At 62.2% G+C, this 23963-nt stretch carries 20 protein-coding genes; 13 read left to right on the forward strand and 7 right to left on the reverse strand.

Going from position 1 to position 23963, the window contains the following annotated elements; all coding sequences use genetic code 11:
- Positions 1–81: 81 nt before the first annotated feature.
- From AC3WLP_RS24725 to edd, 4 genes are all read right to left on the reverse strand, one after another.
- On the reverse strand, positions 82–1536 hold the full coding sequence (locus AC3WLP_RS24725; protein ID WP_012051349.1) for an ATP-binding protein: 1455 nt from the start codon (positions 1534–1536) through the stop codon (positions 82–84).
- Entirely contained in the window at positions 1517–2242 is a 726-nt protein-coding gene (gene gltR / locus AC3WLP_RS24730; RefSeq protein ID WP_003255055.1) for a two-component system response regulator GltR, read from the reverse strand. The genes AC3WLP_RS24725 and gltR overlap by 20 nt, the downstream gene beginning before the upstream one ends.
- Positions 2243–2320: 78 nt before the next feature.
- Positions 2321–3280, reverse strand: coding sequence for a glucokinase (locus AC3WLP_RS24735; protein WP_088512960.1), 960 nt, complete (start codon positions 3278–3280; stop codon positions 2321–2323).
- A complete protein-coding gene (gene edd / locus AC3WLP_RS24740) occupies positions 3277–5103 on the reverse strand; it encodes a phosphogluconate dehydratase (RefSeq protein WP_003255057.1) in 1827 nt (608 codons plus the stop codon). Before edd ends, AC3WLP_RS24735 begins: the two co-directional genes overlap by 4 nt.
- Positions 5104–5367: 264 nt before the next feature.
- Here edd and gap point away from each other — a divergent pair, with 264 nt between their 5' ends.
- From gap to AC3WLP_RS24770, 6 genes are all read left to right on the forward strand, one after another.
- The gene (gene gap, locus AC3WLP_RS24745; protein ID WP_003255058.1) at positions 5368–6369 is read left to right on the forward strand and encodes a type I glyceraldehyde-3-phosphate dehydrogenase; all 1002 of its coding nucleotides are present in this window, start codon (positions 5368–5370) and stop codon (positions 6367–6369) included.
- 391 nt (positions 6370–6760) lie between these two features.
- Positions 6761–7273 carry an RNA polymerase sigma factor gene (locus AC3WLP_RS24750; protein ID WP_003255059.1) on the forward strand — a complete coding sequence of 171 codons (513 nt, stop codon included), beginning with the start codon at positions 6761–6763 and terminating at the stop codon, positions 7271–7273.
- Between the two features lie 89 nt (positions 7274–7362).
- Positions 7363–8325, forward strand: a complete 963-nt coding sequence (locus AC3WLP_RS24755; RefSeq protein WP_088512961.1) for a FecR family protein — start codon at positions 7363–7365, stop codon at positions 8323–8325.
- A 125-nt stretch (positions 8326–8450) separates the two neighbouring features.
- Positions 8451–11039, forward strand: a complete 2589-nt coding sequence (locus AC3WLP_RS24760; protein WP_088512962.1) for a TonB-dependent receptor — start codon at positions 8451–8453, stop codon at positions 11037–11039.
- Positions 11040–11260: 221 nt separating this feature from the next.
- On the forward strand, positions 11261–11854 hold the full coding sequence (locus tag AC3WLP_RS24765; RefSeq protein WP_012051344.1) for a biliverdin-producing heme oxygenase: 594 nt from the start codon (positions 11261–11263) through the stop codon (positions 11852–11854).
- Between the two features lie 54 nt (positions 11855–11908).
- Positions 11909–12322, forward strand: a complete 414-nt coding sequence (locus AC3WLP_RS24770) for a YbaN family protein (RefSeq protein ID WP_003255065.1) — start codon at positions 11909–11911, stop codon at positions 12320–12322.
- Here the strand turns inward: AC3WLP_RS24770 and arcD (AC3WLP_RS24775) are convergent.
- Positions 12302–13729, reverse strand: coding sequence for an arginine-ornithine antiporter (gene arcD, locus AC3WLP_RS24775; protein WP_003255067.1), 1428 nt, complete (start codon positions 13727–13729; stop codon positions 12302–12304). The genes AC3WLP_RS24770 and arcD (AC3WLP_RS24775) overlap by 21 nt on opposite strands.
- Before the next feature lie 436 nt (positions 13730–14165).
- On the opposite strand from arcD (AC3WLP_RS24775), the gene arcD (AC3WLP_RS24780) reads away from it, so the two are divergent.
- The 7 genes from arcD (AC3WLP_RS24780) to gltS all read left to right on the forward strand — a co-directional run bounded on the left by arcD (AC3WLP_RS24780) (position 14166) and on the right by gltS (position 22494).
- The gene (gene arcD, locus AC3WLP_RS24780) at positions 14166–15593 is read left to right on the forward strand and encodes an arginine-ornithine antiporter (protein WP_003255071.1); all 1428 of its coding nucleotides are present in this window, start codon (positions 14166–14168) and stop codon (positions 15591–15593) included.
- Positions 15594–15626: 33 nt separating this feature from the next.
- Entirely contained in the window at positions 15627–16880 is a 1254-nt protein-coding gene (gene arcA / locus AC3WLP_RS24785) for an arginine deiminase (protein WP_003255072.1), read from the forward strand.
- Positions 16881–16949: 69 nt separating this feature from the next.
- Complete coding sequence (locus AC3WLP_RS24790; protein WP_003255074.1) at positions 16950–17960, forward strand: ornithine carbamoyltransferase; 1011 nt, start codon at positions 16950–16952, stop codon at positions 17958–17960.
- Between the two features lie 185 nt (positions 17961–18145).
- Positions 18146–19075 carry a carbamate kinase gene (gene arcC / locus AC3WLP_RS24795; protein WP_088512963.1) on the forward strand — a complete coding sequence of 310 codons (930 nt, stop codon included), beginning with the start codon at positions 18146–18148 and terminating at the stop codon, positions 19073–19075.
- A gap of 56 nt (positions 19076–19131) precedes the next feature.
- Positions 19132–19500: a DUF5064 family protein gene (locus AC3WLP_RS24800; protein ID WP_012051340.1), complete on the forward strand. Its 369-nt coding sequence runs from the start codon at positions 19132–19134 to the stop codon at positions 19498–19500.
- Between the two features lie 152 nt (positions 19501–19652).
- Complete coding sequence (gene gcsR, locus AC3WLP_RS24805) at positions 19653–21161, forward strand: transcriptional regulator GcsR (RefSeq protein WP_012051339.1); 1509 nt, start codon at positions 19653–19655, stop codon at positions 21159–21161.
- 127 nt (positions 21162–21288) lie between these two features.
- On the forward strand, positions 21289–22494 hold the full coding sequence (gene gltS / locus AC3WLP_RS24810; protein WP_088512964.1) for a sodium/glutamate symporter: 1206 nt from the start codon (positions 21289–21291) through the stop codon (positions 22492–22494).
- Positions 22495–22555: 61 nt separating this feature from the next.
- On the opposite strand, the gene AC3WLP_RS24815 is transcribed toward gltS, so the two are convergent.
- Both AC3WLP_RS24815 and AC3WLP_RS24820 read right to left on the reverse strand, forming a co-directional pair.
- Positions 22556–23197, reverse strand: a complete 642-nt coding sequence (locus tag AC3WLP_RS24815; protein WP_088512965.1) for a DUF1109 domain-containing protein — start codon at positions 23195–23197, stop codon at positions 22556–22558.
- On the reverse strand, positions 23187–23771 hold the full coding sequence (locus AC3WLP_RS24820; RefSeq protein WP_088512966.1) for a sigma-70 family RNA polymerase sigma factor: 585 nt from the start codon (positions 23769–23771) through the stop codon (positions 23187–23189). The genes AC3WLP_RS24815 and AC3WLP_RS24820 overlap by 11 nt, the downstream gene beginning before the upstream one ends.
- Between the last annotated feature and the right edge of the window lie 192 nt (positions 23772–23963).

The following is a 23963-nucleotide window of genomic DNA, read 5'->3' on the forward strand; positions in this document are numbered from 1 at the left end:
CGCTCCTACAACGGCCGAGTCAGGTTTGCGTCGCAGGAGCGGGTTCACCCGCGAAGAGGCCCGCACAGGCACCCCAAAAATTCAATCCATACCCCGCGGCAGATACAGGGTCACTCGCAGCCCGCCCTCACGCAGGTTCAGCAAGCTCACCTCGCCCCCATGGCTATGGGCGATGTTGCGCGCAATGCCCAACCCCAGCCCATAGCCCTGCTGCTGCCCGGCCAGACGGAAATGCGGCTCGAACACCTGCTCCAACTGTTGCTGCGGCACCCCCGGCCCCTGATCGTCCACTTGCAACACGAAGCCCTCTGTACCGTCGATGATGCGCAGCCGCGCCCGCTCGCCGTATTTGATGGCGTTATCGATCAGGTTGCCGATGCAACGACGCAACGCCAGCGGCTTGCCCGGGTAAGGCGCCAACGCCTGGCCCTCGACGGTGATGCGACCATCGCCCAGGTAAGGCTCGGCCAGAATCTCCAGCACCTGGTTAAGGTCGACCGGCTCGATGTTTTCGTGGATGTCGGTGTCCTTCACGCACTGCAAGGCGCCTTTGACCAGCAACTCCAGCTCGTCCAGGTCCTGGCTGAACTTGGCCTGCAATCGCTCGTCTTCCAGCAGTTCGACGCGCAGGCGCAGGCGCGTGATCGGCGTGCGCAGGTCGTGGGAAATGGCGCTGAACAGCTGGCTGCGTTCGGTCAGGTAACGGCTGATACGCTCGCGCATGCTGTTGAATGCCCGGCTCACCTCGACCACTTCGCTGCCGCCCGCTTCAGCCACTGGCGCCACATCGGCACCCAGCGACATCTCTCGGGCGGCCCGCGCCAGGCGCTTCAATGGCCAGCTTTGCCAATGCACCAGCAAGCCGATGAACAGCAACAGCAAGGCCGTGGTCAGCACGATGAAGCCGATCTGCTGGCGCGGCAGGCGTTCGGCTTCCAGCCCCGTGTACGGTTCGGGCAACAGTGAGGCGATGTACAACCATTCGCCCTCGCCCAAGCGGATCTGCGTGACCAGTACCGGGGGTTTCAGCGGCTCCAGGGTCAGCGAATAATGGGCCCATGAGCGCGGCAGTTCGTCGAGTTTGAGGCCGCTGTTGAAGATGCGCAGGTCGTCAGGCCCGACAAACTCCACGGAAATTTCCATCTGCGAACCCAGGCGCTCGTGCAGCACCTGCTGGAATACATCGATCACCGCTTGCTTGCGAGGGGTGACGGGCAGTGCCTGCATGTCCAGCGGCGTGGCGTTGAGCGACACGAAGAAACGCGTGCCACCCATGCTGCGCAATTGGTCGAGCACCAGCGGCCGATAGGCCACCGGCAGCGAGCGGAAGTAACTGACGCTCGCACTCATGGAATGGGCCAGGCTGCTGGCGCTGGCACGCAGCCCCTGAAGCTGGCTGGCGCGCAGCTGGGACACCCAGATGATGCTGGACAACCCCTGGGCCAGCAGGACAACCAGCAAGGTCAGCAGCAGCATGCGCCCCAGCAAGGAGCGCGGCAGCAGGCGCCAGCGCCGCTCAGGGCGCACAGCAGACATGCGCCGCCAACAAGTAGCCACTGCCACGCACGGTGCGGATCAGCCGGGGAGGTTTGTCGGTATCGCGCAGGCGCTGGCGCAGACGGCTGACCGCCATGTCGACGATGCGGTCCAGCGGCATCGGTTCGCGGCCACGGGTGGCGTTGCCGATGGTGTCGCGGTCGAGGATTTGCTGCGGGTGATCGAGGAACAGTTTGAGCAGCGCAAAGTCGGCGCCGGAGAGGATCACCTCCTCTCCATCACGGTGGAACAGGCGGTGGCTGACCGTGTCCAGGCGCCAGTCGTCGAAGGCCAGCACCGCACTGCCCGGCGCCGCCTGGCCGAACTCGGAGCGGCGCAACAAAGCCTTGATTCGCGCTTGCAGTTCGCGGGGGCTGAACGGCTTGCCCAGATAGTCGTCAGCGCCCAGCTCCAGGCCGATGACCCGGTCGGCCTCGTCGGAGCTGGCCGTGAGCATGATGATAGGTACGCGCGCCTGGCGTGGGTGCTGGCGTACCCAGCGGCACAAGCTGAAGCCGTCTTCGTCGGGTAACATGACGTCAAGAATGACCAGGTCGCAGGGCGTGGTTTCCAGCGCGTGGCGAAAGCCCTTGCCGTCAGCCTCGGCATGCACCTGGAAGCCGGAGCGGCTCAGGTAGGTTTGCAGCAGTTCACGAATTTCCTGGTCGTCGTCGACCATCAGGATCGATTTGCCGGCAGTGCTCAAGGTGGTCCTTCCTCTTGTTGATTGCAGGTCTTCTTGCCTGCTGTCGGGTAGTGCCATTGGTGCCGCAAAGCGGCTCCATCAGTGATCCAACGCCTGCTGCAACGCTACCCCTGCCCCCTCCAACCCGGAATATTCCGCCGTCACCAGCCACACCGGCACCCCGGTGAAATAGCCACTCATACACCCCTTGTCGGCAAAACTCGCGGCAAACCCGCTGCGCAGGAACAGCTCGGCAAAGCGCGGAATCACACCGCCCACAATATAGACCCCGCCTCGCGCGCCCAGCGTCAGCACATTGTTACCCGCCACGCGCCCAAGGAAACGACAGAACTGCTCGACCACCGCCAGCGCCCGTGGCTCACCGCCCAGTGCGGCGTCGGTGATATGCGCCGGGGTCTTGTGCCTGGGCGTGTCGCCGTCCAGCGCACAGATCGCCTGGTACAACCGCACCAGCCCCCCCCCACTGAGAACGGCCTCGGCGCTGACATGGCCGATCTGACTGTGGATCTGCTGGTGGATTGCCGCTTCGCGAGCATTGCCTACCGGCAGGTCAACATGCCCGCCTTCACCCGGCAGGGCCTTCCAGTGCTGTTCGCCCAGACGCAGCAGCGAGCCCACACCCAGGCCAGTACCTGGCCCGATCACCAGTGCCGGCCTCAAGGGGTCGGCCTGGCCGGGGCACACCTCGCGGAACTCGCCTTCGCGCAGACGCGTCATGCCCAGCGCCATAGCGGTGAAATCATTGATCAGCAACAGTCGCTCGACCTCCAAGGTCTTGCAAAATGCCGTGCGGCTCAGGCGCCAGTGGTTGTTGGTGAAGCGAAATTCATCGCCATCGACCGGGCCGGCCACCGCCAGGCACACCGCCGCCAGGCCACCACGGGCGATACCTTGGCTTTCCAGGTAGGCCTCGATGGCCTGCTCGGGGTTGGTGTAGTCCGCGGTGGCGAAAACGTTTACCTCATGCAGCTGGTTGTCACGCCACAACGCAAAACGGGCATTGGTGCCGCCAATATCACCAACCAGCAGGTGCTTCATTTGAGGTGCTCCAGGGCCGAGGTAAAGGCACTGGCGCCCTGCTCTGCCGGGCTGAACGCCATGCGCATGAAGCCGAACAGCTCGCGCCCACACCCCAGGTCGTTGCCCTGGGGGGCCGGCGGCAGCTCACGGCTGGCCAGTTCTTCGGCCGACACCATGATCCGCAACGTGCCTTCGACTCCGTCGACCCGCACGATATCACCATCGCGCACCCGCGCCAGCGGGCCGCCGTCGTAAGCCTCCGGGCAAACGTGGATGGCCGCGGGGATCTTGCCTGAGGCACCGGACATACGCCCGTCGGTAACCAGCGCCACCTTGTAGCCACGGTCCTGCAATACACCGAGGAAAGGGGTGAGTTTGTGCAGTTCCGGCATGCCATTGCAACGGGGGCCCTGGAAGCGCACCACCGCGACAAAGTCACGCTCCAGCTCACCGGCCTTGAACGCGTCGGCCAGCGACTGCTGGTCCTGGAACACCCGCGCCGGGGCCTCGACCACCTGGTGCTCGGGGGCAACGGCAGACACTTTCATCACGCCACGGCCCAGGTTGCCCTCCATCACCCGCAGGCCGCCTTCGGCCGAGAATGGTCGCGACACCGGGCGCAGGATACTTTCGTCCAGGCTGTGTTGCGGCCCTTCGCGCCACACCAGCTTGCCATTGTCGAGGAAGGGTTCCTGGGTGTAGCGGCGCAGGCCATGGCCGGCCACGGTGTTGACATCTTCGTGCAGCAGGCCGGCATCGAGCAGTTCACGAATCAGGAAGGCCATGCCGCCGGCAGCCTGGAAGTGGTTGATGTCGGCCTTGCCGTTGGGGTACACGTGCGACAGGGTCGGCACCACTTCGGAGAGGTCGGCCATGTCCTGCCAGGTCAGCTGGATACCGGCAGCCTGGGCAATCGCCGGGATGTGCAGGGTGTGGTTGGTCGAGCCGCCAGTAGCGTGCAGCGCGACGATGGAATTGACCAGTGCCTTCTCGTCGACGATTTCGCCCAGCGGCATGAAGCTGCCGCTGGCCTTGGTCATGCGCGTCACCTGCTGCGCAGCCTCGGCGGTGAGTGCGTCACGCAGCGGCGTGTACGGGTTGACGAACGAGGCGCCCGGCAGGTGCAGCCCCATCACTTCCATCACCAACTGGTTGGTGTTGGCGGTGCCGTAGAAGGTGCAGGTGCCGGGGCTGTGGTAGGAATTCATCTCGGACTCCAACAGCTCTTCGCGGCTGGCCTTGCCTTCGGCATAGCGCTGGCGCACATCGGCCTTCTGCTTGTTGGAGATGCCGGAAACCATTGGCCCACCCGGGACGAAGATGGTCGGCAGGTGGCCAAAGCGCAGCGCGCCCATCATCAGCCCGGGGACGATCTTGTCGCAGATGCCCAGCATGAGTGCTGCGTCGAACATGTTGTGCGACAGCGCTACCGCCGTGGACATCGCGATCACTTCACGGCTGGCGATCGCCAGCTCCATGCCCGGCTCGCCCTGGGTCACCCCGTCGCACATGGCCGGCACGCCACCGGCGAACTGGCCGACCGAGCCGACCTCGCGCAGGGCCTGCTTGATCTGCTCGGGGAAGTGCAAGTAAGGCTGGTGGGCAGACAACATGTCGTTGTAGGCAGAGACGATGGCCACGTTAGCCGCGTTCATCAGGCGCAGAGTCTGCTTGTCTTCGCTGCCGCAACCGGCCACGCCGTGGGCGAAGTTGGCGCACTGCAGGCTGGCACGCATGGGGCCTTCACTGGCCGCACCGCGAATCAGTTGCAGGTAGCGTTCGCGGGTGGCGCGGCTGCGTTCGACCAGCCGCTGGGTGACCTCAAGGATGCGCGGATGCATGTACTGGACTCCAGGCTAATTGTAAGGGCGGTTTACCGGGCATTTCCCCTCCAAACGATTGCGGCCTAGGCTCATGGTTAGGAGCCCGCTGCATCGGTGGAGGCACGTCGCCCAACCACTCGTTGTATATTTAAACAAAATACTGCCACTAAAAAGGCTTGTTTTCTATCAGCCAGTGAATAATCTTGTAATTCCAACAACAAAACCGTTTCAGTGAAGCTCCTTTGTGCCACAGGTTTCACTCGAACTGCCAGAGGTACTGCCATGACCCTTCGCATCGCCATCAATGGATTCGGCCGAATCGGGCGCAACGTCCTGCGCGCACTGTATACCCAAGGCTACCGCCAGGACCTGCAGGTCGTCGCCATCAACGACCTGGGCGACAGCGCCATGAATGCCCACCTGCTCAAGTACGACAGTGTCCACGGCACCTTCGACGCGACCGTCGAGGCCGACCACGAAAGCCTGACGGTCAACGGGGACCGTATCGCGGTCAGTGCCATTCGCAATCCGGCCGAACTGCCCTGGAAGGCCGAGGCGATCGACGTGGTGTTCGAGTGCACCGGGCTGTTCACCGACCGCGCCAAAGCCGCTGCGCACCTGGCCGCCGGGGCGGGCAAGGTGATTGTCTCGGCTCCGGCCAAGGGTGCCGATGCCACTGTGGTGTACGGGGTCAACCACGACATCCTGCGGGCCTCGCACCAGGTCATTTCCAATGCGTCCTGCACCACCAACTGCCTGGCGCCGATCGCCCAGGTGCTGCACCGAGAGTTCGGCATCGAGCAAGGCCTGATGACCACCATCCACGCCTACACCAACGACCAGGTGCTGACTGACGTTTACCACAGCGACCCGTACCGCGCGCGTTCAGCCACCCAGTCGATGATCCCGAGCAAGACCGGTGCCGCCGAGGCCGTGGGCCTGGTGCTGCCGGAGCTGGCCGGCAAGCTGACCGGCATGGCGGTGCGGGTGCCCGTCATCAACGTGTCGTTGGTGGACCTCACCGTCAACCTCAAGCGCGAGGCCACGGCCGAGCAGGTCAACCAGCTGTTCCTCGAGGCCAGCAAGCATTCCAAGGTATTGGGCTACAACGCCCTGCCATTGGTTTCCTGCGATTTCAACCACAACCCGCTGTCGTCGATCTTCGATGCCAACCATACCCGGGCCAACGGGCGGATGCTCAAGGTGCTGGCCTGGTATGACAACGAGTGGGGGTTCAGCAACCGGATGCTGGACAACTGCCTGGCGCTGCACCGGGCTGGCTGACGCGCCCCGCGTGGGGGCAACTGTCTTGCTCAATTTCTAAAAGCTGGCGCGATCCCTGTAGGAGCGGCCTTGCGTCGCGAAAGGGCCGTGCAGCGGCCCCAGGATCTCCGCATCATGCATAGATTGCTGGGGCCGCTTTGCGGCCCTATCGCGACACAAGGCCGCTCCCACAGGGGTTGCTCAGGCCTCGTGGCAAACGTGGTCGTCGACCAAGGTATAACGCACCGTGACCGATGAATGGTTGGGGCAGGCTCAAGGTTGCAGGCCGCTCCCACAAAAAGCACACGGCATCCCGCGACTACAATCTTTACCTTTTCCTGATAATTCCACACTTGACCTGCAGCACGGATGATAAGCATTATCATTAACCTTTCGTCGGCCAGGTCCCCCCGTGAGTCAGTCCCGGTTCAATTCCGTCTTCCTCGTTCAGCGCCTCACCCTGCTGCGTACCCTGCAGCGCATGGTCGGTAACCCCAGCACGGCCGAAGACCTGCTGCAGGAAACCTACCTGCGGGTCTCCCGCGCGCTGGGCGAGCGGCCCATCGAGCACATCGAGCCGTTTGTGTTTCAGACCGCGCGCAACCTGGCGTTGGATCACCTGCGTGCACGCCGGGTGCAGGCACGCATGCTGGTCGACGACGTGCCCGACGAAGTGCTGCACAGTGTCGCCGCGCCCGCCACCAGCAGCGAGGATGCCGCGCACGCCGAGCAGTTGCTCAAGCACCTCAGCGTCAGCCTCAATCAACTGAGCGAACGCCAACAACGCATTTTCATCCTCAGCCGCCTGCATGGCGCCACCTATCTGGAAATCGCCGAACAACTGAGTGTTTCGCCCAGCACAGTACAAAAGGAACTGAAACTGATCATGGCAATCTGCATGGGTGTTGCCGAACGACTCAAGTAAGCTGACCCCAGGCGAACGGCAACGCAAAGCCCTTGCCACACCCCGCCTTAGCCTTGATCATTCGCAAAAAAATCATTCAAGGATTCACCGTGACCGACAGCCCTGCCCCTCGCCCGTCACCTGCCAGGCCTATTGCCCGTGCTCGTGCCATGGACGAGGCGCTGGACTGGCTGGTGCGCCTGCAATGCGCAGATGCCGAGGACACCCAGGCCTTTGAAGCCTGGCTAAGCGCCGCGCCAGAAAACGCCGAGGCCTATGTCGAGGCTGAGGCACTGTGGAACGGTGCGCCGTTGCATCAGGTGGCCACGCACATGCACCAGCGGCAACGCCGCTCATTACGCGGGCGCCTGCGCAGTCACTGGAAACCCCTGGCCACCGCGGCGATGCTGCTGGTCGGGCTGTTCACCGTCGGTAACCTGCCCATGCGCCTGCAGGCCGACCACCTTACGGTGGTCGGCGAGCGCCAGCGCCTGCAACTGGAAGACGGCGCAAAAGTACTGCTCAACACCAATTCAGCGTTTGCCAGCGAACGCCAGGACGGCCGCCAGGTCGCCCGCCTGCTACAGGGCGAGGCTTACTTCCAGGTCCCCGAGGGCGCTCAGTTGCCGCTGGAGGTTGAAGCCGGGCCGTTGCGCGCACAGGTGCGCGACACCGACTTTGCCGTGCGCTACCTTGACGGCGAGGCCCAGGTGCGGGTGCAACGCGGGGATGTCGACCTGCAGGGGGATCGTGACCAGCGCATCCGCTTGACTGCCGGCGACAGCATCAGCGTCGGCCCCCAGGGCTTTGGCCAGCGCCAGCGCCCCGACATGCACAAGGACCTGGCCTGGATCGACGGCCGTCTGGTGTTCGAGAACTGCCCGTTGAGCCAGGTACTGGCTGAAGTGCAGCGTTACTACCCGGGCTGGATCATCAACCACAATGCGCAGCTGGAGAACGTTGCCGTCACCGGTAACTATCGCCTCGACCAGCCGCTGGAAACCCTGCGCGCACTGGCCCACATCACCTCGGCACAACTGCATGAGTACCCGGCGCTGGTCATCCTGAACTGACCCCTGAATTATTTTTACGCGATCGCACTCGCCCGCCCGTCTCGTTATAGCCAATGCAACTGATTCTTGTTTAAAGCAAGAACAGCCATCACCTATAACAGCCCGCGCGTCTGGGAGCGCTTCCGATGTCCACTGGTCCTACCCGCTCGTCCAACCTTCCCCGCCGTACAGGACAACTGTCCCTGTTGACCCTTGCTCTGCTCGCCAGCGGCGCCTGCAGCCTGCCGGCGCTGGCCGCCGAGCCGGCCCAGGCCAGCAGCCCGCGCATGGGCGACTACCGCTTCAGCATCGGCCAGCAGCCGCTGGTGTCGGCGATCAACGCCTTCAGCCAGGTCACCGGCTGGCAGGTCGGCTTCAGCGCCGAGCTGGCCGACGGCGTGGCTTCGCCAGGCGTACAAGGTTCGCTGCCGCCAGATGCTGCCCTCAAGCGCCTGTTGCGGGGCACCGGGCTGAGCTTTCGCAAGATCAGCAACGGCAATGTGGTACTGGAGCGCCAAACCGCAAGCAACGTGATCGCCCTGCAGCAGGTGACCGTCAGCGCCACCCGCAGCGCACAGGACGTCAGCCAGGTACCCAGCACTGTCAGTGTGCAGACCCGTGAGCAACTGGACCGGCAGAACGTGAACAATATCCAGGATCTGGTGCGCTACGAGCCGGGGGTGTCGGTATCCGGAACCGGCCAACGCAGCGGGCTGAACGGCTACAACATCCGTGGTATCGACGGCGAGCGGATCCTCACCCAGGTCGACGGCGTGTCGATCCCCGACAGCTTCTTCTACGGCCCTTACGCCCAGACCCAGCGCAATTACGTCGACCCGGAAATCGTCAAGCGCGTGGAAATCCTCCGCGGCCCGGCCTCGGTGTTGTATGGCAGCAACGCCATCGGCGGTGCGGTGAGCTACTTTACCCTCGACCCGGACGACATCATCAAGCCCGGTAAAGACGTGGGTGCACGCCTGAAAACCGGCTACAGCTCGGCTGACGAAAGCTGGCTGACCTCCGCCACCGTCGCCGGCCGCCAGGGTGATTTCGACGGCCTGCTGCACCTGAGCCAGCGCAACGGCCACGAGACCGAAACCCACGGCAGCCACAGTGGCGACGGCCTGTCGCGTACCGAAGCCAACCCGATGGACGTGCGCACCACCAACGTGCTGGCCAAGCTGGGCTGGAACTACGCCGACGACGCGCGCCTGGGGTTCACCTACGAGCGCTACAAAGATGACCGCGACCAGAACATCCTCAGCGCGGTGGGTGGGCCGTTCATCCCCGGCTTTGGTGGCATGGGCTACTACAAGGCGCGTAATGGCAACGACACCATCACCCGCGAGCGCTTCGGCATTAACCATGAGTTCGGCCTGGACTCGCTGGTCGCCGACCACGTCAAGTGGAGCCTGAACTACCAGGTTGCCAAGACCGACCAGCACACCGAGGAAGTTTACGTGCCGCCTGGCCGCCAGGTGCTGCGCACCCGCGATACCACCTACAAGGACCGCCAGTGGGTGTTCGACGCCCAGCTGGACAAGGCCTTCAGCATCGGCGCCACCGACCACCTGCTGACCTACGGCACAACGCTCAAGCACGAAAAGGTCACCGGTTCGCGCAGCGGTACCGGTACCTGCTTGACCGTAGGATCCGGTTGTTCCGCCGCCGGCGCCGAACGCCCGGCAGACGGCCAGGTTCTGGTCAGCGACTTCCCGGACCCGACCGTGAATACCTACAGCCTGTTCGCGCAGGATGAAATCCGCTGGAACAACTGGACCTTCATGCCCGGCGCGCGCTACGACTACACCCGTATGGAGCCCAAATTCACCGAGGCATTCCTGCGTGGCCTGGAGTCCAGCGGTACGGCGCCTACCTCCCAGGACGATTCGGACAAGAAGTGGCACCGCGTCTCGCCCAAGTTCGGCCTGACCTACGCCTTCAACGACAATTACACCTGGTACGGCCAATATGCAGAGGGCTTCCGCACGCCGACCGCCAAAGCCATGTATGGCCGCTTCCAGAATCTGGACCAAGGCTACCGCGTGGAGGGCAACCCGAACCTTGAGCCTGAAAAGAGCAAAAGCTACGAAACCGGCCTGCGTGGCAACTTCGACGCCGGCAACTTCGACGTGGCAGTGTTCTACAACAAGTACCGTGATTTCATCGACGAAGATGCCGTGCAAAGCGCCAACCTGGAACAGACCTTCCAGGCCAACAACATCAAGCACGCCACCATCAAGGGTGCCGAATTCAAGGGCCGCCTGAACCTCGACCACTTCGGCGCACCGCAAGGCCTCTATACCCAAACCTCGATTGCCTACACCTATGGTCGTAACGATGACACCGGTCAGCCGTTGAACAGTGTCAACCCGCTCAAGGGCGTATTCGGCCTGGGCTACGAGCAGCAGAACTACGGTGGCTTGCTGAGCTGGACGCTGGTCAAGCGCAAGACCCGTGTCGACGACAGCACGTTTTATTCGCCTGACGGTTCTACCTCGAAGTTCCGCACCCCGGGCTACGGTGTGCTGGACCTGACCGGCTACTACAAGGTCACCGACGACGTCACCATCAACGCCGGGCTGTACAACCTTACCGACAAGAAGTACTGGCAGTGGGATTCGGTGCGCAGCTACGACGGCCAGGGTGAGGCGGCTGTGACCCAGCCAGCCAACATCGACCGCCTGACCATGCCGGGGCGCAATTTCGGTATCAATGTGGTTTGGGATATCTGACCTGAGCTGCCACTAGTCGATGTGTTCCGTCAGTGCCGGCCCCTTCGCGGGTAAACCCGCTCCTACAGGAACTGCGCATGCCTTGAGCCAGTGATGCGCCTGTAGGCGCGGGTTTACCCGCGAAGAGGCCGGTACTGGCAAACCAAATACCGGCTTTTTTTACTGTCCCGCTCCCGCTGTTTCGTCTTGTATCTAGACGCCCTCTTTCCAAGGACTGCCCCATGACCGAACGCCCAGCCCTGCGCTCCCAGCGCTTGAACCAGATCACCCACGCCCCGCACGCCGAACTGGATGCCCTGGTCAAATCCCACGCGCCTTTCGACAGCCGCGAAAGTTTCGCCCGCTTCGTCGTCGCGCAGTACCTGTTCCAGTCCGAGCTGCAGGCCCTGTACAACGACCCTCAGCTGATCGCCATCGTCCCTGATCTGGCTGAGCGCTGCCGTGCCGAGCAGGCCCGCCTGGACCTCGCCGACCTCGACACCGAAGTACCAGCCGCCGTACCGGGTGCCGTGGGCAAGCCGAGCCTGGGCGAGGCAATGGGCTGGATCTTCGTCTCCGAAGGCTCCAAACTGGGCGCTGCGTTTCTGATCAAGCGTGCCGTGGCCCTGGAACTGTCCGACAGCTTCGGTGCCCGTCACCTGGGGGAGCCCGCCGGTGGCCGTGCCGAAGGCTGGAAGCAGTTCACCCGCATCCTCGATGGCCTGGCGCTCTCGCCGGAAGAGGAAGCGGCTGCCGAGCGCGGTGCAGTGGCCGCTTTCGAGCGCTTCACCGAGCTGCTCAAGCACGCCTACGCTGCGGATGCCGCGCTGGTCTGATACGCCGAAGCCGGCCACCCCTCCGGTGGCCGAACCGTTTTATGCAGTGAGAACATGACCCGACCAGCCCGCTCGAAACTCGCCCGCCTGTTGTATGGAATCCTGGCCTACGTGAGCCTCGGGGTGGGCCTGGTCGCCATTGTGATTCCTGGCTTGCCGACCACCGAGTTCATCCTGCTGGCCGCCTGGGCCGCCACGCGCAGCTCACCGCGCCTGTCGGCATGGCTGGAGAACCACCGGCTGTTCGGGCCAATTCTGCATAACTGGCGCAACGGCAAGGTGATCCAGCGCCGGGCCAAGGTCAGCGCAACCATCAGCATGCTGCTGTGCGCGGGCCTGATGCTGACCTTTCTGGAACACCACTGGCCGGTATTCCTGGCAATCGCCGGCATGACCCTGGGCAACCTGTGGATCTGGTCACGCCCGGAACACGCCTGCCCTGCCCCGTCACAAGCTCAGCAGCCCTGAATACAAGGCGTAGGCCGCCAGCGCGGCACCCACCAGCACGGCGGCGAAAATCAGTTTTTCCCAGGCCGTGAACAACGTCTGCCCCTGCTCATGCTTGGCCCTCGCGAACAAGATGACCCCAGGGGCGTACAGCAGCGCCGAAAGCAGCAGGTACTTGAGCCCGCCGGCATACAGCAGCCACACGGCATACAGCAGGGCAACCAGCGCCACCAGCAAGTCCTTGCGCCGCAACCTCGGCTGTCCGGCATAGGTTTCTGCGCGCATCGCCAGCAGCACGGCATACGCCGCAGACCACAGGTAGGGCACCAGGATCATCGACGAGGCCAGGTAGATCAGACTGGTGTACGTACCGGCGGAGAACAGCGTAATCAGCAGGAAACCCTGAATCATGCAGTTGGTCAGCCACAGGGCGTTAGCCGGCACATGGTTGGCGTTTTCCTTGGCCAGAAAGCGCGGCATGGTCTTGTCCCGCGCCGTGGCGTAGAGGATTTCGGCACACAACAACGCCCATGAAAGCAAGGCGCCAAGCAGCGAAACCGCCAGGCCGAGGCTGATCAGCAAGGCGCCCCAAGGGCCGACGATATGCTCCAGCACCGAAGCCAGTGAGGGGTTCTGCAGCCCGGCCAGTTCCGGTTGGGTCATGATGCCCAGCGACAACACGTTGACCAGCACCAGCAGCGCCAGCACACCTAGAAAACCGATGACCGTGGCCTTGCCCACGTCTGACCGACGCTGGGCGCGCCCGGAATACACGCTGGCGCCCTCTATGCCGATGAACACGAATACGGTCACCAGCATCATATTGCGCACCTGCTCCAGCACGCTGCCGAATTGTGGGTTGCTTAAGCCCCAGATATCCCGGGTGAAGATATCGGCGCGGAAGGCAAATGCAGCGATCACCACGAAAATCAGCAAAGGCACCACTTTGGCGACGGTGGTGACCTGGTTGATGAAGGCCGCCTCCTTGATGCCGCGCAGTACCAGAAAGTGCACCGACCACAACAGCAGCGAGGCACAACCGATGGCGATGGGTGTGTTGCCTTCGCCGAACACCGGGAAGTAGAAACCCAGGGTGCTGAACAGCAGTACGAAGTAGCCGACATTGCCCAGCCAGGCGCTGATCCAGTAGCCCCAGGCCGAGGAAAAGCCCATGTACTCGCCAAAGCCGGCCTTGGCGTAGGCATATACCCCTGAGTCCAGTTCCGGCTTGCGGTTGGCCAGGGTCTGGAACACGAAAGCCAGGGCCAACATGCCGACTGCGGTGATCCCCCAGCCGATCAGCACTGCACCCACATCAGCACGCGCGGCCATGTTCTGCGGTAGCGAGAAGATCCCGCCGCCAATCATCGACCCGACCACCAGCGCGATCAGCGCGCCCAGGCGCAGCTTCTGTCCCGGTTCGCTCATGAGCCTCCCTTTCTTCCAGCCCTGTCATGCGTTTGAAACAGCCTTGCGGGCTATATAAATATCGTTACTTATACTGAAGCTGTGCGTTCAACCTATATCACTCATAACTGCTTTGTCTATGTGCCTGCTCCCTCAAAACTAGCAGCAGTCCGGCAACTAGAAAAGAAACGGATAAAACTCGAAATTCTTGTGGAAAATTTGCGAAAGCGGCAAAAGCAGCTAGTTTCAAGCTTCGCAGGCTGAACAGAGCGTTTGCTCTAGAAGGACATGGAGGTGCCAGCACACAAGGCCTGCAGCTCAAGCTGTCGGCACTCTCCAGGAGCACCCGTGAAGGAAATTTCCTACCTTCACGTCGCCTTAAACTGACGTAAGTCAGGTCAAGGCAACGGCGTCGGATCTATTCTGTCGTCAACTTTCTCCTGGCAGGAGTTGTTAAATGTCTGATTCATCCGGAAAACTAAAGCTCGGCGCATTAGTTGCACTTGTCGTCGGCTCGATGATTGGCGGCGGGATCTTCTCGCTGCCGCAAAACATGGCCGCCAGCGCAGGGGTTGGGGCCGTGCTGATCGGTTGGGGGATCACCGCGGTCGGCATGCTGACCCTGGCTTTCGTGTTCCAGACCCTGGCCAACCGCAAGCCCGACCTGGATGGTGGGGTGTATGCGTATGCCAAGGCTGGCTTCGGCGACTACATGGGCTTTTCCTCGGCCTGGGGCTACTGGATCAGTGCCTGGCTGGGCAACGTCGGCTACTTCGTGCTGCTGTTCAGCACCCTGGGTTACTTCTTCCCGATCTTCGGTGAAGGCAACACCCCAGCCGCCATCATTGGCGCGTCGATCCTGTTGTGGGCGGTGCACTTTCTGGTACTGCGCGGCATCAAGGAGGCAGCCTTCATCAACCTGGTCACCACTGTGGCCAAAGTGGTGCCGCTGGTGCTGTTCGCCCTGATCTGCCTGTTCGCCTTCAGGCTCGACATCTTCACCGCCGATATCTGGGCCGTAGGCACGCCAGAGCTTGGCAGCGTCATGAACCAAGTGCGCAACATGATGCTGGTGACCGTGTGGGTATTCATCGGCATCGAGGGCGCGAGCATCTTTTCGGCGCGGGCGGAAAAACGCACCGACGTGGGCAAGGCAACGGTAATCGGCTTCGTGACCGTGCTGCTGTTCCTGGTGTTGGTCAACGTGCTGTCGCTGGGCATCATGACTCAACCGGAACTGGCCAAGCTGCAGAACCCATCGATGGCTGCCGTGCTGGAGCATGTGGTCGGCCACTGGGGGGCGGTGCTGATCAGCGTCGGCCTGGTCATCTCGCTGCTCGGGGCGCTGCTGTCGTGGGTGCTGTTGTGCGCCGAGATCATGTTCGCCGCAGCCAAGGACCACACCATGCCGGAGTTCCTGCGCCGCGAGAACGCCAAACAGGTACCGGCCAACGCCCTGTGGCTGACCAACGCCATGGTGCAGATCTTTCTGGTCATCACGCTGTTCTCAAGCAGCACCTACCTGTCTCTGATCTACCTCGCCACCTCGATGATCCTGGTGCCCTACCTGTGGTCGGCAGCCTATGCGTTCTTGCTGGCACTGCGCAGCGAAACCTACGAACAGGCCCTGGCCGAACGCAAGAAGGACCTGATCATCGGTGGCATCGCCCTGTTGTACGCCATCTGGCTGCTGTACGCCGGCGGCGTGAAATACCTGCTGCTCTCTGCCCTGCTCTACGCACCTGGCGCCATCCTGTTCGCCAAGGCCAAACGTGAGGTGGGCAAACCGGTCTTCACCAACGTGGAAAAACTGATCTTCGCAGCCGTAGTCATTGGCGCCCTGGTGGCAGCCTTTGGCCTGTATGACGGCTTCCTGACCCTTTGACCCACGTCTTCGCTCAATTGGAGGAATGAAACCATGTCCGCTGAAAAACAGAAGTACGGTGTCCACTCCGAAGCCGGCAAACTGCGCAAAGTGATGGTTTGCGCACCGGGCCTGGCGCACAAGCGCCTGACGCCGAGCAACTGTGACGAACTGCTGTTCGACGATGTGATCTGGGTCGACCAGGCCAAGCGTGACCATTTCGACTTCGTCACCAAGATGCGCGAGCGTGGCGTGGATGTGCTGGAGATGCACAACCTGCTGACCGATATCGTGCAGAACAAAGAGGCGCTCAAGTGGATCCTCGACCGCAAGATCACCCCTGATACCGTCGGCGTAGGCCTGACCAACGAAGTGCGCAGCTGGCTCGAAGGGCTGGAGCCACGCCATCTGGCCGAATTCCTGATCGGCGGCGTGGCAGGCCAGGACCTGCCGCAGAGCGAAGGCGCCGAAGTCGTGAAGATGTACAACGACTATCTGGGCCACTCCAGCTTCATCCTGCCACCCCTGCCCAACACCCAGTTCACCCGCGACACCACCTGCTGGATCTACGGCGGCGTAACGTTGAACCCGATGTACTGGCCGGCGCGTCGCCAGGAAACCCTGTTGACCACCGCCATCTACAAGTTCCACAAGGCGTTCACCGAGGCCGACTTCCAGGTGTGGTATGGCGACCCGGACAAGGACCATGGCAACGCCACGCTCGAAGGCGGTGATGTGATGCCGATCGGCAATGGCATCGTGCTCATCGGTATGGGTGAGCGCACCTCGCGCCAGGCCATCGGCCAGCTCGCGCAAAACCTGTTCGCCAAGGGCGCCGTCAAGGAAGTGATCGTCGCCGGCCTGCCAAAGTCCCGCGCCGCCATGCACCTGGACACTGTCTTCAGCTTCTGCGACCGCGACCTGGTCACGGTCTTCCCGGAAGTGGTGAAAGAGATTGTGCCATTCATCATCCGCCCGGACGAAAGCAAGCCTTACGGCATGGATGTACGCCGCATCAACAAGTCGTTCATCGAAGTGGTGGGCGAGCAACTGGGTGTCAAGCTGCGCGTGGTCGAGACCGGCGGCAACAGCTTCGCCGCCGAACGCGAACAGTGGGATGACGGTAACAACGTGGTGGCCATCGAGCCGGGCGTGGTCATTGGCTACGACCGCAACACCTACACCAACACCCTGCTGCGCAAGGCGGGCATCGAGGTCATCACCATCAGCGCCGGCGAACTGGGCCGGGGCCGTGGCGGCGGCCACTGCATGACCTGCCCTATCGTGCGCGACCCGATCGACTACTAACGACCATTACGCCCGGCCGCACCCATGAAGTGGCGGCCGGGACATCACCGAACTCAAGGAGAAACTGTCATGGCGTTCAACATTCACAACCGCAACTTGCTCAGCCTGGAACACCACACCACCCGTGAGTTGCGCTATCTGCTGGACCTGTCCCGCGACCTCAAGCGCGCCAAGTACACCGGCACCGAGCAGCAGCACCTGAAGGGCAACAACATCGCCCTGATCTTCGAAAAAACCTCCACCCGTACCCGTTGTGCCTTCGAAGTCGCAGCCTATGACCAAGGCGCAAACGTCACCTACATCGACCCCAACTCCTCGCAGATCGGCCACAAGGAAAGCATGAAGGACACCGCCCGTGTGCTCGGGCGCATGTATGACGCCATCGAGTACCGTGGCTTCAAGCAGGAAATCGTCGAAGAGCTGGCCAAGTTCGCCGGCGTACCGGTGTTCAACGGCCTGACCGACGAATATCACCCCACCCAGATGATCGCCGACGTGCTGACCATGCGTGAGCACAGCGACAAGCCGCTGCACGACATCAGCTACGCCTACCTGGGCGATGCCCGCAACAACATGGGCAACTCGCTGCTGCTGATCGGCGCCAAGCTTGGCATGGATGTGCGCATCGCCGCGCCCAAGGCACTGTGGCCACATGACGACCTGGTCGAGCGCTGCAAGCAGTACGCTGAAGAAAGCGGCGCACGCATTACCCTCACCGAAGACCCGAAAGCCGCGGTCAAGGGTGTCGACTTTGTCCATACCGACGTGTGGGTATCGATGGGCGAGCCGATCGAAGCCTGGGGTGAGCGCATCAAGCAGCTCAAGCCTTATCAGGTGAATGCCGAACTGATGAAGTCCACCGGCAACCCGCGGACCAAGTTCATGCACTGCCTGCCGGCATTCCACAACTCCGACACCAAGGTAGGCAAGCAGATCGCCGAACAATACCCGGACCTGGCCAACGGCATCGAAGTGACCGATGACGTGTTCGAATCGCCAGCGTGCATCGCCTTCGAGCAGGCGGAAAACCGCATGCACACGATCAAGGCGATCCTGGTATCGACCCTGGCTGATCTGTAAGGGCTGTCTCGATAGCGCGGCCACCCCGCCCTTGTGTGTGTGTGTAGGAGCGGGTTCACCCGCGAATGCGTCAGCCCAGGTAACGCTGTTGGTGCTACCGACGCATTCGCGGGTAAACCCGCTCCTACACCGGGGAGCGGGGCGGTCCGAGCGCAGCGTCCCCTCTTTCATCAAAGGACATTACCATGCGTATCGTTGTTGCATTGGGCGGCAACGCCCTGCTTCGTCGCGGCGAGCCCATGACCGCTGACAACCAGCGCGCCAATATCCGCACCGCCACCGAACAGATCGCCAAGATTCACCCTGGCAACGAGCTGGTCATCGCCCACGGCAACGGCCCGCAAGTGGGTCTGCTGTCGCTTCAGGCCCTGTCGTACAAGCCAGACGAGGCCTACCCGCTGGACGTGCTGGGTGCCGAGACCGAGGGTATGATCGGTTACATGATCGAACAGGAACTGGGCAACCTGCTGGACTTTGAAGTGCCGTTCGCCACCCTGCTGACCCAAGTGGAAGTGGACGCCAACGACCCTGCCTTCAAGGACCCGACCAAGTTCATCGGCCCGGTCTACAGCAAGGAAGAGGCCGAGCGCCTGGCCAAGGAAAAGGGCTGGGTGGTCAAGGCCGACGGCGACAAGTACCGCCGCGTGGTAGCCAGCCCGAAACCCAAGCGCATCTTCGAAATTCGCCCGATCAAGTGGCTGCTGGAAAAAAGCAGCATCGTAATTTGCGCAGGCGGTGGCGGCATCCCCACCCTGTACGATGAAAACCGCAAGCTCAAAGGCATCGAGGCGGTGATCGACAAAGACCTGTGCTCGGCGCTGCTGGCCGAGCAATTGGAAGCCGACCTTCTGATTATCGCCACCGACGTCGATGCAGCCTACATTGACTGGGGCAAGCCGACGCAGAAGGCCATCGCCCAGGCCCACCCGGACGCGTTGGAAACGCTGGGGTTTGCCGCCGGCTCCATGGGGCCGAAAGTGCAGGCTGCCTGCGACTTTGCCCGCAACACCGGCAAGGTGGCGGTGATCAGTTCGCTGGAGAACATCGAAGACATCGTCAAAGGCACGGCCGGCACTCGGGTTTCCACCGAGAAGCCGGGGATCAGCTACCGTTGAATGCAGTCGGCGGGCTTACGCGGCCCGCCATTTTCGACCTTCCAAAGGAGATAGCCATGGCCCAGTATCAGCCCGGTCATGTACACATCGAGCGCTCTGCGCTGAACAACGCCGACCACAGCTATGACCTGAACATCGAGTACGAGGCCGTGTCGGACCCCAAGGAAGGCAGAGGCATTCAGTTCCACATGCATGGCAGCATCGAAGGCAAGACGGTGGAAGAAAAGTTCTTCCTGGCCAAGGACCAGGCCTTGCCCAGCTTCCTCATGTTACTGACCCGCAAGGCGCAGTCGTATCTGGCGCCGCCGAAGAAGTTCGAGACCCTGAGTTCGCCGCACAAGCTCTATGACCATATGTTTGCGGACATCCGCGAAAAGCTCGAGGTGAAATCGGGCGACCCGATCAAACCTGAACATCTGGAGTGACCCTTTTCGCGAGCAAGCCCGCCCCCGCATGGACAGCAGCAACCCTGTGGGAGTGGGAGCGGGCGCGCCCGCGAATGCGCCACCGCCGACCTTGGGCCTGAACCCCGTCTCAGGGCATACTGGCGGCCTCCGTCGCCAACTGTTCGAACCCCATGCGCATCCACGTCAGCTTCATCGACCGCGTCGGCATCACCCAGGAAGTCCTCGCCCTGCTCGGTGCCCGCAACCTCAACCTGGACGCCGTGGAGATGGTCCCGCCGAACGTCTACATCGACGCCCCCACCCTCAGCCCCGCCGTACTTGAAGAACTGCACGACGCGCTGTTCGAAGTACAGGGTGTGCAATCGGTGGACGTGGTCGACATCCTCCCCGGCCAGCGCCGCCACCTGCAGCTCGATGCCCTGCTGGCCGCCATGAGCGATCCGGTGCTGGCGGTAGACAGCGCAGGCCTGGTGCTGTTGGCCAACCCGGCGCTGATCGAACTGTGCGGCCGCGAATCTGCCGGGCGCTCGGTGGGTGAGCTGTTTGGCGATCCCGCGCTGCTGCAAGCGCTGCTGGACAACAACTTCCACCTGCCCATGCGCGAAATGCAGCTGAACGGCCATAGCCTGCTGCTGGACGCCATGCCGATTACCAACGCCGGTGGCCTGCTGACGCTGTACCCCCCCTCGCGCATGGGCGAACGCCTGTCGGCCTTGCACCACGACCACGCCGAAGGCTTCGATGCCTTGCTTGGCGAGTCGCCGGCCATCCGCACCCTCAAGGCCCGCGCCTTACGCGTGGCTGCGCTCGATGCGCCGCTGCTGGTGCATGGCGAGACCGGCACCGGCAAAGAACTGGTCGCCCGCGCCTGCCATGCCGTCAGCAGCCGCCATGCGGCCCCGTTCCTGGCGCTGAACTGCGCCGCGCTGCCCGAGAGCCTGGCCGAAAGCGAGCTGTTCGGCTACGCGCCCGGGGCCTTTACCGGCGCGCAACGAGGTGGCAAGCCTGGGCTGATGGAACTGGCCAACCAGGGCACCGTGTTTCTCGATGAAATTGGTGAAATGTCGCCCTACCTGCAGGCCAAGCTGCTGCGTTTTCTCAGCGATGGCAGCTTCCGCCGGGTGGGTGGCGACCGTGAAGTGAAGGTGGATGTGCGCATCATCAGCGCCACCCACCGCGATCTGGAGCGCATGGTCGCCGAAGGCAGCTTTCGCGAAGACCTGTTCTACCGCCTGAACGTGCTTAACCTGGAGGTACCGCCGCTTCGCGACCGTGGCCAGGACATCCTGATGCTGGCGCACTTCTTCATGCAGCAGGCGTGCACACAGATCCAGCGCCCAGCCTGTCGGCTGACCCCCTCCACCCATTCGGCACTGCTGGCCAACCCTTGGCCGGGCAATGTGCGCCAATTGCAGAACGTGATCTTCCGCGCCGCGGCTATCTGCGAGGGCAACCTGGTGGATATCGGCGACCTGGACATCGCCGGCACCTCGGTGGCACGCGGGCAAGATGGCGAAGTGGCCAGCCTGGAACAGGCTGTAGGTGATTTCGAGCGCGAGCTGTTACAGCGCTTGTATGCCAGCTACCCGTCAACACGGCAACTGGCCGGGCGCTTGCAAACTTCGCACACGGCTATCGCGCAGAGGCTGCGTAAATATGGAATACCCGGGAAACCATGACGGCTGTGGTCAAAACCCATAATTGAATCGGACTTTTCCTAGCCGCTCAGCCACATGTGACTGGAGTGCTCCCCGTAGAATGGCGACATTGCAATTTTGCTTGTCACCCTGAACGAAGAGTACCCTGATGTTCGAACTCGATTTTTACGGGACACTGGTAGCTGCCTCGTTGGTACTGCTACTGGGACGCGGCCTGGTTGCACGCATTGGTTTCCTGCGCGCATACAATATCCCGGAGCCTGTTGCAGGCGGCCTGGTCGTTGCCCTGTTACTCCTGGCATTGCGCAATTTCGATGTACACGTCCAATTCGATACCTCGTTGCAAACACCGTTGATGCTGGCATTCTTCGCTACCATCGGCTTGAGTGCAGACTTCGCAAGCCTGAAGAAGGGTGGACGCGTGGTCGCCGTATTCCTTCTGGTGGTGACGGGTTTGCTAATGGTTCAGAACGCCATGGGCATCGGCCTGGCAACAGCACTGGGGCTCGACCCGCTGATGGGCCTGCTGGCCGGTTCGATCAGCTTGTCGGGTGGCCACGGTACAGGCGCAGCCTGGGGCGCGACCTTCACTGAGCGGTTCGGCCTGGCTTCGGCTTCGGAACTGGCAATGGCCTCTGCCACTTTCGGCCTGGTGTTGGGCGGTTTGATCGGTGGGCCAGTCGCCCGGTTGCTGATCAAACGGGTCGAAACACCTGGCGTGCGAGAAGAGGCACCGCAGTTACCCAAGGGCTTTGAACAACCCGACAGAGAGCGCCTGATCACATCGTTTTCATTTATAGAAACCTTGGCACTTATTGCTGTCAGCTTACTGACGGGCACATTACTTAATGGCTTGTTGAAAGGCACAGCATTCGAACTGCCGACATTCGTTTGCGTACTCTTCGTCGGTGTAGTGTTGCGCAATGGGCTTCGGGCTTTAGGCGTTTACAAAGTATTCGAACGGGAAGTGTCGGTACTGGGCAATGTGAGTTTGTCCCTGTTCCTGGCCATTGCCTTGATGTCGCTCAAGTTGTGGGACCTGGCAGCCCTGGCGTTACCCTTCTTTACCTTGTTGGCCGCACAGACACTGGTCATGGCGCTGTTCGCAATCTTCGTGACGTTCAAGGTAATGGGGCGCAACTACGATGCAGCAGTCCTGGCTGCCGGCCACTGTGGCTTCGGCCTGGGTGCAACACCGACAGCCATCGCCAACATGCAAGCGGTGACACAACGCTATGGTGCCTCGCACCTTGCCTTCCTGGTGGTGCCGATGGTGGGGGCGTTCTTCATCGACATCATCAATGTCATCGTGATCAAGCTGTACCTGGCATTGCCCTGGTTTGTTGCGGGTTAAGCGATCTCACGCTCCCCTTGAATGACATCGTTCTGAGTGGCGTGGGGCCTGCCGGTACAGCCTACCAACGCAGCATGCGGGGGCCCCACCAGGCACCGAATACCGTCGGCAGGAGCATGCCCAGGACATACCACACACCCCAGAACGGTACGCCCATTTCCGGACAATGCAGGCAGTAGGCAACCGTTGCGGTCGAGCCCGCCAGCAGGCCACCGGCAGCGCCCGCTTGCCGTAACCGGGTGGGCGCCAGACCTTTCAGCGCCCAGAACACGGTGACAAAGGCCGGCACCGACAGCAACGTGATATTCAGTGCGCAAGTACGCCATGTGCGCCCGAACAACAGGTCGGCGCGCGCCTCCACAGGCGCCCCGGCGATGCTGACCGCCGCCCCGCACCAGACCAGCAGCAGTGGCAAGCCAAGCATCTTCCAGCCTGCAGCGCCCTTCCCTCCTGGCCTGGCCAAGCGGCTCGTCAACCACAGCCCGATCAACGCCAAGCTGGTTGGAAAGGCGACTTTGCCCCAGAACAACGGGGTTTGTGCGACCTCTGTGATATCACTGCGTACACCGTAAAGGGTAATTGTCAGCAGCAGTGCGGCGGTCAGCCCGCCCAGCACAGCCACTGCCATCCGCCTGCAAACGGCGTGGCGCGGTACTGGCCCTTCGCCTGCGGCCAGCAAGGCGATCAAATCGTCAGTCTTCATGGTTGTTGGCTCCTCCAATCAGCCTGGATAGCGCTTTCAGACCTCGATGTATCCCCACCTTTACCGCTGAACTGGAAAGCCCGGTAAGTTGTGCCGTCTCTTCGACAGACAACCCCTCCAGCTTGACATGAACAATCGGCAGTCGTTGCCGCTCTGGCAGTTGCTTGAGCAGCTTGGTCAGGTCTCGGCTGGCCTCGGCTGATTCAACCTCCGAGACGGCAAACAGTTGCGCATCATCGTCCAGCACATCATGCCGGGCGTCGCGACGTGAAACACTTCGCAGATGATCCGCCAGCTTGTAACGGGCGATCGCCTGCACCCAGGTGGTCAACGGCTGCTGCGGCTGGTAAGTGTGGCGCGCGTTATGCACCGCCAGCAGCACATCCTGCACCATGTCCTCTATCTCGGCCGGGCGCCTGCTCAGACGGCTGCGCAGAAACGCACGTACATGCAGCGCAAGCGTGCCAAGAAAATCCTGATAGGCCAGCTGGTCGCCTGTCAGCCCACGAAGCAACAGTGCTTTCAACCGGGCCTCGCGAGCCTCGAGCTCATCCTGTGAGTTAGTTCGCTGCATGGGTCGCCTGGGTTACACCCTGAATACAATTGACTTGATTCATCCGCTCCCGGCGTGTGGCACGCAGGTGCTGCAAATATGCCACGCCCTTGGCTTCAACATCAGGTCGTGAAGACACGCCCTGAAAAAATTTCTTCCAAGGCTGTAACCCGTTTTACGCAAGGCACGAATTACTCCATGAGCCGCCGGTAA

This window comes from Pseudomonas sp. FW305-E2 (assembly GCF_058782925.1).